The organism is Streptomyces sp. NRRL S-1022 (genome assembly GCF_000720135.1).
In the GTDB taxonomy this organism is placed as follows: Bacteria; Actinomycetota; Actinomycetes; order Streptomycetales; family Streptomycetaceae; genus Streptomyces.
The window spans coordinates 21,515-34,401 of record NZ_JOIU01000009.1 but is presented as its reverse complement, the minus strand read 5'-3'; the positions used below and the strand labels follow the sequence as shown (position 1 = coordinate 34,401).

General features: G+C 73.6%; 9 protein-coding genes. 5 read left to right on the top strand and 4 right to left on the bottom strand.

The genetic code is table 11. The annotated features are described in order from the left end of the window. Positions 1–18: 18 nt before the first annotated feature. Positions 19–570 (bottom strand): hypothetical protein, encoded by a 552-nt coding sequence (locus tag IG05_RS0113250; RefSeq protein WP_107051342.1) that lies wholly within the window; start codon positions 568–570, stop codon positions 19–21. A gap of 310 nt (positions 571–880) precedes the next feature. Between IG05_RS0113250 and IG05_RS0113245 the strand changes: the two genes are divergently transcribed. From IG05_RS0113245 to IG05_RS0113235, 3 genes are all read left to right on the top strand, one after another. Beyond that, a complete protein-coding gene (locus IG05_RS0113245; protein WP_030342242.1) occupies positions 881–1,219 on the top strand; it encodes a MerR family transcriptional regulator in 339 nt (112 codons plus the stop codon). 230 nt (positions 1,220–1,449) lie between these two features. After that, positions 1,450–1,653 carry a cold-shock protein gene (locus IG05_RS0113240; protein ID WP_007383480.1) on the top strand — a complete coding sequence of 68 codons (204 nt, stop codon included), beginning with the start codon at positions 1,450–1,452 and terminating at the stop codon, positions 1,651–1,653. 245 nt (positions 1,654–1,898) lie between these two features. Beyond that, positions 1,899–3,476: a DEAD/DEAH box helicase gene (locus IG05_RS0113235; protein WP_030342240.1), complete on the top strand. Its 1,578-nt coding sequence runs from the start codon at positions 1,899–1,901 to the stop codon at positions 3,474–3,476. Positions 3,477–3,656: 180 nt separating this feature from the next. On the opposite strand, the gene IG05_RS0113230 is transcribed toward IG05_RS0113235, so the two are convergent. Both IG05_RS0113230 and sbnA read right to left on the bottom strand, forming a co-directional pair. Beyond that, positions 3,657–4,400: a thioesterase II family protein gene (locus IG05_RS0113230; protein ID WP_037813688.1), complete on the bottom strand. Its 744-nt coding sequence runs from the start codon at positions 4,398–4,400 to the stop codon at positions 3,657–3,659. Positions 4,401–4,458: 58 nt separating this feature from the next. Further along, entirely contained in the window at positions 4,459–5,430 is a 972-nt protein-coding gene (gene sbnA, locus IG05_RS0113225; protein WP_030342236.1) for a 2,3-diaminopropionate biosynthesis protein SbnA, read from the bottom strand. Positions 5,431–6,207: 777 nt separating this feature from the next. On the opposite strand from sbnA, the gene IG05_RS0113220 reads away from it, so the two are divergent. Continuing rightward, positions 6,208–7,131 carry an AfsR/SARP family transcriptional regulator gene (locus IG05_RS0113220; protein ID WP_063760084.1) on the top strand — a complete coding sequence of 308 codons (924 nt, stop codon included), beginning with the start codon at positions 6,208–6,210 and terminating at the stop codon, positions 7,129–7,131. Positions 7,132–7,233: 102 nt separating this feature from the next. Here the strand turns inward: IG05_RS0113220 and IG05_RS0113215 are convergent, their stop codons facing one another. After that, positions 7,234–8,178: a TauD/TfdA family dioxygenase gene (locus IG05_RS0113215; RefSeq protein ID WP_030342233.1), complete on the bottom strand. Its 945-nt coding sequence runs from the start codon at positions 8,176–8,178 to the stop codon at positions 7,234–7,236. Positions 8,179–8,342: 164 nt separating this feature from the next. Between IG05_RS0113215 and IG05_RS0113210 the strand changes: the two genes are divergently transcribed. Beyond that, positions 8,343–12,839, top strand: a complete 4,497-nt coding sequence (locus IG05_RS0113210) for a non-ribosomal peptide synthetase (RefSeq protein WP_158838860.1) — start codon at positions 8,343–8,345, stop codon at positions 12,837–12,839. Positions 12,840–12,887: the final 48 nt, after the last annotated feature.

Sequence of the window (12,887 nt, the reverse complement as noted above, 5' to 3'; positions counted from 1 at the left end):
CACGCGGGCCGGTGCCGCTCAGCCGGTGAAGTACCGCCTGTCGCGGGCGATCGTCAGCAGCTCGTCCATGCCCAGCGCCGGCCGCGGACGGGTCACCGGGGCGCTCTCGGCGTAGGAGTTGACCTCCCGCGCCGTGACCCGGCGGCCGTCCGGGTACAGGATGTCGGCCAGCCACACGACGGCCGGACCGCCCTTCTCCGAGGGGCCCTTGACCTTCTTGACCTTGGTGCCGTCGGCCAGGGTCGTGGCCTCGCAGTCGCCTTCGACGCCGGCGCAGCCCATGTGCCCGGCCAGGGCGGCGGTCATGTCGTACTGCGCGTCGACCTCCACCATGTTCCTGCCCCGGCCGTCGTCGTACACCAGCTGGACCAGACCGTCGCCGGCGTTGAGGTCGGAGACGGTCCCGCCGTGCGGCAGGTGGGACCGCAGCACCTCGGCCACCCGGGCGCCCGGCACCCGGTGCCCCGCCGTCGAAGGGGCCGGGGACGAGGACTTCTCGCAGGCGGTCCGCAGCAGCGGCCCGCTGCGGGCGGCTGCGAACTCCGGGTAGTCCGCGGGTGCTTCCCCCACCGTGTGTCCCTTCGTGGTCGGACGTCACCTCTTACACGCGGTGGGGGTGCCGCCGCGTTACACCCCTGCCGGGATCCGCGGCACGAAGCCGGCCCGGGGGGTGGCTCACCGCGGAGCGCGTCGATCCGGGTGAGCGCCGGTGCGGGGGTGACACAGGAGGCGGTCCCGCCGGAAATCTGTCACGGCGGGACCAGATCTGTGCGCCCGGCGGCGATAGGGTTGCGGGAGGAGGCAGAGGGTGCCCGGTCCGCCGGGCGCAGGTGCCCCGCACGCCTGGGCCTCCCGCCGCGTCCCCCGAAACGAAGGTGCCATGCCCGCCGAGAACGCCCCTGCCGCCGGCAACCTCGACGACGACGACTACCCCGCCTACACCATGGGCCGGGCCGCGGACGCTCTCGGCATCACCCCCGCATTCCTGCGGGCCGTCGGCCAGGCGGGACTGATCACGCCCCTGCGCTCGGACGGCGGCCACCGCCGCTACTCCCGGCGCCAGCTGCGGGTGGCCGCCCGCGCCCGGGAACTGGTCGACCAGGGCACGCCCGTCGAGGCCGCGTGCCGCATCGTCTCCCTGGAGGACCAGCTGGAGGACGCCCTGCGCCAGAACCGGGACATGCGTCGGCGGCTGGGCGAGCGCGACGCGAATACCTAGTCCCGCCGGTACAGAATTTCAGCCTACGACGGCACGAGAATTGCCGGACGCCTCGCATAACATCCGGGCGATGCCAACCGACGTGTGTTAGCGTGATAGCAGTTGCAGTTTTGGTTGCCAGAGATTTTTTTCTTTGCAGAGCTTTCCGGATCTTTCCGGAGGGGTGATCATGGCGGCGACTCGGCTCCGCAAAGTGCGGAGTCCGCACTGCCCTCCGAGGGAGATTCAATATGGCATCTGGCACCGTGAAGTGGTTCAACGCGGAAAAGGGCTTCGGCTTCATCGAGCAGGACGGCGGCGGCGCCGACGTGTTCGCGCACTACTCGAACATCGCCACCTCCGGCTTCCGCGAGCTTCAGGAAGGCCAGAAGGTGACCTTCGACGTCACGCAGGGCCAGAAGGGCCCGCAGGCCGAGAACATCGTTCCCGCCTGACGCTGACGCGAAATCGTCGCGAACCAGTGGTTCGCGCATCATGTGGCTGGGGCCCGCGCTCTCGGGGTGCGGGCCCCCGGTCATGTCTGAGCCCCTTTCCGGATTCCCGGACCACGGAGGCCTCCGGTCACCGCACCGAGAGCTCCGTTCTTCACTTTTTCTTCGGCTCATTCTTGCGAATCCTCGTGCGGTCGTCACCGCTGGACGGAATTCCTCGATACGCCGCATCGAGGAAGGGTTCCCTGATGAACCGCACCCCCCGTCGCTCCGGCGGCACGTCCGGCGGCTTCCGCGCGGACCGCAGGTCCGCGCGCTCGGCAGGAGCCGCGCGCGGCGGCCGCGTCCGCGCCCAGGAGTCCGGCCGCCAGGGCCCCCGTACGGGCTCCGCACGCAAGGGCGGCCCGGCGGCGCACTCCGCCCCGCGCCCGCAGGAGTTCGCCCTGCCGGTCACCCTCACCGAACCGCTGCCGGCGGTCGCGACGTTCGCCGAACTGGACATGCCCGCACGGCTGCTGGCCGCACTGGGCACCGAGGGCGTCACCGCGCCCTTCCCGATCCAGGCGGCCACCCTGCCGAACGCACTGGCCGGCCGGGACGTCCTGGGCCGGGGCCGTACCGGCTCGGGCAAGACCCTCGCCTTCGGCCTGCCGCTGCTGGCCCGGCTGGACGGACAGCGGGCCCAGCCCGGGCAGCCGCTGGCCCTCGTCCTCGTCCCCACCCGGGAACTGGCCCAGCAGGTCACCGACGCGCTCACGCCCTACGCCCGCGCGCTGCGGCTCAGGCTCGCCACCGTGGTCGGCGGCATGTCGGTCGGCCGGCAGGCGAGCGCGCTGCGCGCCGGTGCCGAGGTCGTCGTCGCGACCCCCGGCCGCCTGAAGGACCTCATCGAGCGGCGCGACTGCCGGCTCGACCAGGTCTGCGTCACCGTCCTGGACGAAGCCGACCAGATGGCCGACATGGGATTCATGCCCCAGGTGACCGCGCTGCTCGACCAAGTGCCCGCGAGCGGCCAGCGGTTGCTGTTCTCGGCCACCCTGGACCGCAACATCGACCTGCTGGTGCGCCGCTACCTGCACGACCCCGTGGTGCACTCGGTCGACCCGTCCGCGGGTGCCGTCACCACCATGGACCACCACCTGCTGCACGTGCACGACGACGACAAGCAGGGCGCCGCGACGGAGATCGCCGCGCGCGACGGACGCGTGATCATGTTCCTGGACACCAAGCACGCGGTGGACCGGCTCACCAAGCACCTGCTGTCCGTCGGGGTGCGCGCCTCGGCCCTGCACGGCGGCAAGTCCCAGTCCCAGCGCAACCGGACGCTCGCCCAGTTCAAGGACGGCCACGTCACGGCACTGGTGGCCACCAACGTCGCCGCCCGCGGCATCCACGTCGACGGCCTCGACCTCGTCGTGAACGTCGACCCGCCCGGCGACCACAAGGACTACCTGCACCGCGGCGGCCGTACCGCACGCGCCGGTGAGTCCGGCACCGTCGTCACCCTCGTCCTGCCGCACCAGCGGCGCGCGGTGGACCGCCTCATGAACGACGCCGGTATCGCCGCGAGCACCGCCCGGGTCCGCCCGGGCGAGGCCGAGCTGCAGCGGATCACCGGCGCCCGCACCCCCTCCGGCGTGCCCGTCGTGCTCACCGCACCGGCCGAGAACCGCCCCGAGGGCAAGGCATCGTCCGGCGGCCGGCGCCGCAGGGGCGGCGCGGGGCGCGGCAGGGGCGCGGGGACCGGCCGCGGGGAGAGCGGCCAGGGCACCGGCCGGGGCGGTCAGCCCCGGGGCCGGCGGTCCGCTCCGCGCGACAACGCGTAGGCGCGGACCGGCGAGGACGCCCGCAGGGGACGCCGGGCGGCGCCGCGGTCGCCTCCGCGCAGGCATGCGCACGGCACCCGGACAGCCTCTTTTCATTCCTCACCGCTCCGTGACCCGGGCCGCGATCGCGCACGCGGTGTGCGGCCCCGGCGACGGCGGATCCGCCGTCGCCGGCGCGGCTCAGCCGGTGTGCACGCCGAGGGTGGCGTCGATGAGGGCGGCCACCTCGGTGAGCCGCTCCTCCAGGTAGAAGTGGCCGCCGCGGAACGCGGTCACCTCGGCGCCGGCGACGGAGTACGCCGACCAGCCGGCCGCGGCGTCGGCCGTGGCCACCGGGTCGCTGTCGCCCACCAGCGCGCTGATCCGGCAGCGCAGCGGGGGCCCCGGGGTCCAGGTGTAGCCGCGCAGCGCCCGGTAGTCGGCGCGGACGGCCGGGAGCACGAGGGCCATCAGGTCGGGGTCGTCGAGGACGACCGCCGCGGTGCCGCCGAGCGCGCGCAGTTCCGCGACGATCTCGGCGTCGTCGGCGGCGGTGCCGTAGTCGCCGCGCCGCTCGCGGGGCGGCACCTGCCCGGACACGAACAGCCGGGACGGTTCCGGGAGCCGCCACCGCTCCAGGCGGCGCACGGTCTCATAGGCGAGCAGCCCGCCCATGCTGTGGCCGAAGACCGCGTAGGGGCCGTCGGTGAGCGGGCGCAGGGCCGCGGCGATGTGGTCCGCCAGCCGGCCGATGTCCTCGACCGGCGGCTCGTCGAACCGCTCCTGGCGGCCGGGGTACTGGACGGCGACGACGTCGACGTCCGGTGCGAGTTCCCGGGCCAGCGGCAGGAAGCTGCTGGCGGCTCCGCCGGCGTGCGGGAAGCACACCAGACGCGGCCCGCGGGCCGTGGTGGTGTCGAACCGCTTCACCCACTTGCTGTGCACCGTCGTTCCCGCCTTCCCCCATCGCGCTGTGCGTCCTTCCGCGGCGCCGGTGCCGCCGTCAGGCGTCCAGCGGTACGTCCAGCAGTTCGGGTCCGTACGACCGGGCCAGCCACTCCTGGTCGTAGACGGTCTCCAGGTAGCTCGCGCCCAGGTCGGGGGCGACGGCGACCGCGGTGAGTCCGTCGCCGCCCCGGGTGGTCAGCCAGTCGAGCGCGCCGCTGACGACGGTGCCCGTCGAGCCGCCGAAGAGAAAGCCCCGGCCGGCCAGCCGGTGGCACATGCGGACCGTGTCCGGCTCGGAGACGTGCACCACGTCGTCGACCAGCGCCGGGTCGAGGATCTGCGGGCGCACCCCGGTGCCCAGGCCCGGGATCAGCCGGCGCCCGGCCGGTCCGCCGAAGGTCACCGAACCCGTCGTGTCGACCGCCACGACCCGGACCGAGGGCGCGTTCTCCCGGAACCAGGTGGCGCAGCCCATGAGCGTGCCGGTGGTGCCCGCGCCGATGAACAGCACGTCGAGCCCGGGGAACGCCTCGGCGATCGCCGGGGCGGTGGTGCGGTAGTGGCTCGTCCAGTTGCCGGGGTTGGCGTACTGGTTCAGCCACAGGTACTCGGGGTTCTTCTCCAGCAGCCGCTGGACCAGGGCCAGGCGGGCGCCGAGGAAGCCGCCCTCGGGGTCGGGCTCGGTGACGACGTGGACCTCGGTGCCGAAGGTCTCCATGAGCCGGCGTGCGGTGCCGGTGCAGCGGGCGTCGGTCACGCAGACGAAGCGGTAACCGCGGCTCGCGGCGACGAGGGCGAGGGCGACGCCCATGTTTCCCGAGGACGACTCGATCAATGTGTCACCCGGGCCGATCCCGCCGGCCCGCTCTTTCGCCCGGACCATTTCGGTGGCTGCTTTTATCTTGACGGAGCCGGAGAAATTGAACCCCTCGCACTTGAGGAAGAGCCGCCGCCCGAGACTGGGCGTCAGGTCGACATAAAGATCCTCTACATTGAAATCGACGGGGTTCGAGATGACAGTCGCCATGTGGTGCAGCCCAATCTCGTCCAGGAGGGGCGGCCACACACCATCGGACACCCCAAGCGGAGACTCTCCTCCGACCGCCCGCCGATCATCTCCGTGGCTTCGATATTTGGCCTATACCGAGCCTATGCACAGACCCTTCACAGAGGGCCGGTGCGGGTCGGGCGGGCGCCGCCCGGGGCCCTCGGCCGGATCGTGTGCGCCGTTGCCGAGCGACGGTGGAGCGGGCGTCTCCGGCCGTCGCCGAGCGACCGGAGTCCGGCGTGCGTCAGCGAGAATTACACCTGCCAAAGATTGTTTGCAGGCTCCGGGAAGCGGAAGTTCCGAGTGGCGGGCGACCTGCGGATGTCCGCTCTTCCGGACCTCGCAACCCGCCGCAAGCCAGACATAGCCGAAGATCCACATATAGCGTCAGCAGGACGTCATCTCTTCCTTCATTCGCAATCCAGCCACCCTTTCGATCCGGCCTCCGGCGCAGGCAGAAGCCGCTTTTTCGACCCCTTGACGCACGTTCGCAGGCGTGATTACGCTCACGGAGTCGGCAAAATTTGACCGCATCCGACCAGGTCGAAAGCCGACGACGAAACGGGGGCTTGACCATGTCTTTCTTTCGCGACCCCGCGAGGTCGCGCATTCCTTCCATCGAGCTGAACGCTCTGGGAAATCCTCTTTAACGGCGCCAAGCAGCCAACAAAACGTCCTGTCGCGACACCTGGCGTGTCCGCATGCGCCATGTGCCCGCTGCGCGATCAGCACGGCCGATAAGGAGCACAGAACGTGATGCAATTCAGAATCCTGGGCCCGGTCGGAATATGGTCCGGCGCCGCGGAGGTCCCGCTCAGCGGAACCAAGCAGCGCACCATGCTCGCCGCCCTCCTGCTGGCCGGCGGGCGGGTCATCCCGGACTACCGGCTCAGCCAGGCCTTATGGGGGAGCGAGCCGCCCTCCACCCATCAGGCGCAGCTCTACACCTACGCCTCCCGGCTGCGCCAGCACCTGGAGGAGCACGCGGAGATCGTCCGCAAGGGATCCGGCTACCTGATGCGCATCACCGCCGGGCGGTTCGACTACGGGGACTTCACCGTGCTGTGCCGGGCGGGCCGCGACGCGCTGTCCTCCCGCCGGTACGACGACGCGGCCGACAACCTGCGCGCCGCCCTGTCCCTGTGGCGGGGGCCGACCCTCACCGACGTGACCGACCACCTGGGCGAGACCGAGCGGCCGATCATCGAGGAGTCCTACATGGAGGCGCTGGAGGGCCGCATCCTCGCGGACCTCGCGCTCGGCCGGCACGACCAGCTGGCCTCCGAACTCATCGGCCTGGTCCAGGCCCACCCGCTGCGCGAGACGCTGCGCGCCCAGCTCATGGTGGTGCTGTACGCGTCCAACCGGCAGGCCGAGGCCTTCGCCGTGTACCACGAGGGCCGCCGCAGGCTGGAGGAGGAGCTCGGGGTCGACCCGGGCTCGGCGCTGCGCCGCACCTACGAGGCGATCCTCGCCGGGGGCATCGACCAGAGCTGGTACGCCCAGCTCATCGGCGTGCCCGCGCAGCGAGCGGAGCGACGGGGCGGTGCCCCGCTCACCGCGATGGCCATCCGCACCCCGATCATGACGCCGTCGGCGGCCGGCCCGTTCGCCCACCCGTGGCACGAGGAGTCCCCCGCCGACCGCGGTCCCCTCAGCCGCAACGTCATCGTGCGCTGAGGAAGCGGCACGCCCTCGCGGCCGGCCTCCCTCGCGGCCGGCCTCCCTCGCGGCCGGCCGGGACCGGCCCGCGCCGGCCCGGCTCCCCGGGCTGCCCGGCGGTCAGTCCGACATGGCCACCAGGACCCGGCGCGGGCCCGTGAAGGGCCGGCGGCCGTGGGCCACGAGGACGTTGTCGACGAGCAGCAGGTCGCCGGCCTGCCAGTCGACGTCGACGGCGGCGTCCAGGCCGCGGTCGCGGACCTGGGTGACGTAGGCGGACGGGATCGGGGAGCCGTCCGCGAAGGACACGGACTGCGGCAGGTCCTGCTCCGGCATGATCCGGCCGAGCGCCGCCGCCGTCTCGTCGCCGAGCCCGGCGGCGTGCCACTGGTCGGCCTGGTTGAACCAGACCTCCGTACCGGTGACGGGATGGCGCACGGTCGCCGGCCGCACCTGCGTCACCCGCAGACCGCCGTCCGGCTTCCACTCGTACCGCGCCTCGGCGCTCCGCAGGAACTTCTCGACGTCGTCCCGGGAATCGGTCTCGAAGGTCTCCTGCCAGCTCTTGCCGAAGCCGCGCCCGCCGTGCAGGTTCTGCGTGTAGCGCACCCCACGCGCGAAGTCCTCCCGGACCTCCGGGTCCAGCGACCGCAGCCAGCGCGCGCCGTCCACCACCGGGGTGGCACCGCCCGTCTCGGGGGCCCGCTCGCAGAAGAACAGCAGCCGGGCGGGCCACTGGTGGGCGTAGCTCATCTCGTTGTGCATCGAGATGGTGTACTGCGGCGGGTACTCGGTCGAGGTGTAGACGTTCTGGCCCACCTTGGTGCGCGGCGAGTTGCCGTGGACGTAGGCCAGCCGCCGGGGCAGCAGCGGTGCCATCACCGCGTCCAGCTCGGCCGGGTCGATCCCGAAGCCGCGGAAGACCACCGCCTTGTGCCGGGCCAGCAGCCCGGTCAGGTCGCCGAGCCCTTCCAGCAGGCCGAGCAGTCCCCGCGCGCCGGCGGGGGTGCCCGCGTCCGGCCTCACGACATGCGGTGCCCATGCGTCGTCGCGGTCTTCCTCCACGGCTTCTCCTTTCGGCGTCAGCTCGCTGAAGAGCCTGCGGACGGCTTCTATATTTCTTCGCTATTCGGTCGATAGCCGGGGCCGTATAGATCGGCTATAGCAGCTGTCCCCATGGTGGCCGGGATAGGCGAGCAATGGAGTCGAGAATGGGAGACCGGGACGCGATGCGACTGCCTTTGTCCGCCGGCCAGCAGGGAATCTGGTTCGCCCATCGGCTGGATCCCTCGGGGCAGCGGTTCACCTGCGCCGAGTACGTCCTCATCGACGGCGCCGCCGACCTCGGCCGGCTCCGTGCCGCCTGGGCGCTGCTGCGGGCGGAGGCCGAGGTGGTGCGCGTCCGCGCCGTGGTCGAGGACGCCGGCCTGTGGCAGGTGATCGACCCGGAGCACGCGGCCGACCTGCCGCTGATCGACTTCTCGGGGTCGGACGCGGCGCTTCAGGACGCGCTGCGCTGGATGCACGAGGACGTGCGCCGGCCCATCGACCTGGCCACCGGACCGCTGTCCGCGTTCGCCCTGCTGCGGCTTTCCGAGGCCCGTACGATCTTCTACTACCGAATACACCACATCGCCGTCGACGGATACGGAGTCCATCTCCTCGGCCGACGCCTGGCGGAAATCTATTCGGCGCTGGAGCGGAACCCCGAGGCCCCCGGTGAAGAGGCAGCGGCCGGCGCCTTCGGAACGCTCGCCGACCTGTATGCGGAAGAACGGGACTACCGCGACTCCGCCGATTTCGCGACCGACCGCTCCTATTGGCTCGACCGGTTTTCCGACCGGCCCGAACCGGCCCGCGTCCCCGCCCCGGCCGGTCCCCTCGCCCCGCTCCCCGGGGACCGGCTGCGCCCGCGTCTGACCCGGTTGTTCCAGCCCTCCGACGTCGGCCTGCTGGAGAAGGCGGCCGCGGCCACCGGCACCACCTGGCAGGTGGTGTTCGCCACCGCGGTCGCCGCCTACGTGTCCCGCCTGTCCGGCCGCTCCGACGTGGTGCTCGGCCTTCCGGTCACGGCCCGGCGCAGCGTGGCGGCCCGGCGCACTCCCGGCATGGTGACCAACACCGTGCCCCTGCGGCTGGACGCCGCGCCCGGCAGCACCCTGGCGGGGCTCGTGCCGCGGATGACCCGCGAGATGCACCGGGCGCTGCGGCACGAGCGGTTCCGGCTGGAGGACCTGCACCGCGAACTCGGCGCGGACGGCGACATGAGCGCGCTGCTGGGGCCGATCGTCAACTTCATGCCCTACGGCGGTGCGCTGCGCTTCGGGCCGCACCCGGCCACCTCGCACAACCTGGCCTCGGGCCCGGTGCCCGACCTCTTCGTCACCGTGCGCCCGGACCCGACGGGCGAGACCACGATGCTGGTCCTGGAGGGCAACCCCGACCGGTACGACCTGCCCGCCCTGGAGGAGCACCTGGCCCGGCTGACCGGGTTCGTGCGGACCCTCGCCGAGCAGCCGCACGCCGTGCTCGGCACGGTCGACGTGCTGCTGCCCGCGGAACGCGCACGGCTGTTCGCCGCGGGCGAGGGCGCGCCAGGTCCCGCGGACGGCGCCACCGTGGTGGACCTGTTCCGGCAGCGGGCGGCGGACGCACCCGGCGCCGTCGCGGTCACGGACGGCGCCGCCGAGCTGTCGTACCGCGAACTCGACGCGCTGTCCGAGCAGTTGGCCGAGCGGCTGGCCGAACGCGGGGTCGGGCCCGGGGACCTGGTCGGCATCGCGCTGGACCGCTCCGCCGGTCTGGTGGCTGCCCTGCTGGCGGTGCTGAAGGCCGGGGCCGCGTTCGTGCCGCTCGACCTGGCGCACCCGGCCGAGCGGATCGCCGCCATCCTCGACGACACCGCGCCGGCCCTCGTGATCAGCGTGGCGGGCAGCCGCTCCCGGCTGCCCGCCACGACACCCTGCCTGCTGATGGAGGAACGGCAGGACGGCCGGGACGGCCGGGACGGCCGGGACGCCGCCGGCGGGAGCGCGGGGAGCGCGGTCCGGCCCGGCCCCGACCCGGAGCTGCCGGCGTACGTGATCCACACCTCCGGCTCGACCGGCCGCCCCAAGGGTGTCGTCGTGCCGCACCGGGCGCTGTGCACCCTGGTCGCGGACCACGTCGACCGCTACGGCCTCGGCGCCGGCGACCGGGTGCTGCAACTGGTCTCGCCCGGCTTCGACGTGGCGATGGCCGACATCTGGCCCGCGCTCGCGGCGGGCGCCCGGCTGGTGCTGGCCCCGCCCGGCCGCACCACCAGCGGCGAGGCGCTGGCCCGGCTGCTGCGCGCCCACCGGGTCACCCATGCCGCGATCCCGCCGGCCTTCCTGACCCGGCTGCCCGCCGACGACCTGCCCGCCCTGCGCGTGCTGATCACCGGTGGCGAGCCCCCGGCCCCCGAGGTGCTGCGCCGCTGGACCGGCGGCGGCCGGCGCGTCTTCAACGAGTACGGCGTCACCGAGGCGACCGTGACCAGCACGGTGAGCCGCCCGCTGGACGACGGGCAGGACGTGCCGGTCGGCACCCCGGTCGCGGGCTGCCGGGTGTACGTGCTGGACGAGGCCCTGCTGCCCGTCGTACCGGGCGCGGCCGGCGAGCTGTACGTGGCCGGTGAGGGGGTGGCCCACGGCTACCTGGGGCGCCCCGCGCTGACCGGCGAACGGTTCCTGCCCTGCCCGTACGGTCCGCCGGGCGGCCGGATGTACCGCACCGGCGACCTCGTGCGGTGGCGGCCGGACGGCCAGCTGGCGTACCTGGGCCGGGCCGACGACCAGATCAAGATCCGGGGGTTCCGGGTGGAGCCCGGCGAGATCCGGGCCGTCCTCGCCGCCCACCCGGCGGTGGACGCCGCGGTGGTGACGGTGCGCGAGGACCGGGCGGGCCACCGGCAGCTGGTGGCCTACGTCGTCCCCCGCCCGGACACCGGTGCCGACCCGGCGGCGCTGCGCCGGTTCGCGGCCCGCTCGCTGCCCTCCCACATGGTCCCCGCGGCCGTGGTCCCGCTGGCCGAGCTGCCGCTGTCGCCCAACGGCAAGGTGGACGAACGGGCGCTGCCCGCACCGGACTTCGGCGCGGACGCCGGGGAGTTCCGGGAGCCGCGCACCGCCCGGGAGAAGGAGCTGTGCGCCGTGTTCGCGCACGTCCTCGGGGTGGACCGGATCGGTGCCGGCGACTCGTTCTTCGACCGGGGAGGCGACAGCATCGGCGCGCTGAAGCTGGTGACCCGGGCCCGTGAACGGGGCCTCGCCGTGGAGCTGGCCGACGTCTTCGCACACCCCACGCCCGCCGGACTCGCACCGCTGGCCCGGCAGGTCACGGGCGCCGGACCGGCCGGGCCGGACCCCGCCGGCCTCGTCGGCCTGGCACCGGACGAGCGGGAGGCGCTGGCCGCGCTCCACCCCGGCCTGACCGAGGTGCTCCCGCTGGCCCCGCTGCAGGAGGGGCTGCTCTTCCACAGCATCCTGGCCGAGGGCGGCGTCGACGCCTACGCCGCCCAGCTCCGGCTGGACGTCGAGGGACCGCTGGACCGGGGACTGCTGCGGGCGGCGGCCACCGCGCTGCTGGACCGGCACACCGGGCTGCGGGTGGCGTTCCGGCACGCGGGGCTGTCCCGGCCGGTGCAGGTGGTCTGCGCGGACGTCCGGCCGCCGTGGACGGAGGAGGACCTGACCGGCCTGCCGGAGCGGGACCGGACGGAGCGGGCCGGGCTGCTGGCCGCGCGGGAACGGGAGCGGCCCTTCGACATGACGGAGCCGCCGCTGCTGCGGTTCCTGGTGCTGCGGCTCGCCGACGACCGGCACCGGATCGTGCTGACCGGCCACCACATCCTGTGGGACGGCTGGTCCACGGCGATCCTGGTACGGGAGCTGTTCGCGCTGTACCGCGGGGGTGCGGACGCCGGCGCACTGCCCCCGGCCCCCGCGCACCGCGAGCACCTGCGCTGGCTGGCCCGGCAGGACCGCGGGGCCGCCCGGCGGGCCTGGGCCGAGGCGCTCGCCGGGCTGCCCGGACCGACGTACGTCGCGCCGGACGTGTCCGGGCCGGCGCCCGAACGGCAGCGGCACCGCGAGCGCGCCCTCGACGAGGGGACGACCGCGGCGCTCACCGCCGGCGTGCGGGCCCACGGGCTCACCCTGAACACGGCCGTGCAGGCCGCGTGGGGGCTGCTGCTGGCGCGGCTCACCGGCAGCGACGACGTCGTCTTCGGCACCTCGGTGTCGGGCCGGCCGCCGGAGCTGCCCCAGGTCGCGGACCTGGTGGGGCTGCTCACCAACACCGTGCCGGTCCGCCTGCGGCTGCGCCCCGACGAGCCGCTGCCCCGCCTGCTGGGCCGCCTCCAGCAGGAACAGACCCGGCTGCTGCCGCACCACCACCTGCCCCTCACCGACATCCAGCGCCAGGCACCCGTCACCGGCCACCACGACGGCACGCTGTTCGACACCGCGACCACCTTCGTCACGTACGCCTTCGACGCGGACGCCACGGACGGTGCCGGAGGCGTCCGCGTCGTCGATGTCGACGTGCGGGACGGGACGCACTTCGCGCTGCGGCTGGTCGCACTGCCCGGGGCGCGGCTGCGGCTGCGGCTCGGGCACCGGACCGACGCGTTCTCCCGGGCCGAGGCCGACGCGCTGCTGGACCAGCTGGTGCACGAGCTGACCGACGCGGCCGCCCGGCTCTGACCGGCGCCCCCGCACCACCCGACGCCACACGACCGAGGAGGCGAGGCG